The following is a 677-nucleotide window of genomic DNA, read 5'->3' on the forward strand; positions in this document are numbered from 1 at the left end:
GGCGATGCAGAAGGTCGGCTACGAGACGTCTCCGCTGGAGGACGGGTCGCTGGACGGCTACCACGTCCACCCGGTGCCGCTGACCACGCTGACGGTGGAGGCGCTGAAGGAGTTCGACCTCACCCGTAAGGAGGCCGAGCGCAGCAAGAACATGTTCGCGCTGGGCCTGCTGAGCTGGATGTATCACCGGCCCACGGAGGGCACGGAGAAGTTCCTGAAGTCGAAGTTCGCGAAGAAGCCCGATATCGCGGCGGCGAACATCGCCGCGTTCCGGGCGGGCTGGAACTTCGGGGAGACGACGGAGGACTTCGCCGTCTCCTACGAGGTCGCCCCGGCGGCCACGGCGTTCCCGCCGGGGGTGTACCGCAACATCTCCGGCAACCTCGCCCTGTCCTACGGCTTGGTCGCCGCGAGCCGGCAGGCGGATCTGCCGCTGTATCTGGGGTCGTACCCGATCACGCCGGCCTCGGACATCCTGCACGAACTGAGCAAGCACAAGAACTTCGGGGTGCGGACGTTCCAGGCGGAGGACGAGATCGCCGGGATCGGGGCGGCGCTGGGCGCGGCCTTCGGCGGTTCGCTGGCGGTGACCACGACGTCCGGCCCGGGTGTGGCGCTGAAGTCGGAGACGATCGGCCTGGCGGTGTCGCTGGAGCTGCCGCTGCTGGTCGTGGACA

Annotated in this window: 1 protein-coding gene; it reads left to right on the forward strand. The window is 68.4% G+C overall.

The window, feature by feature from the left end:
• Positions 1-677: 2-oxoacid:acceptor oxidoreductase family protein (locus tag CCL05_RS42330; RefSeq protein ID WP_208641749.1), on the forward strand; the 677-nt coding region annotated here is incomplete at both ends.

The organism is Streptomyces africanus (assembly GCF_002150735.1).
Classification (GTDB): Bacteria; Actinomycetota; Actinomycetes; order Streptomycetales; family Streptomycetaceae; genus Streptomyces; species Streptomyces africanus.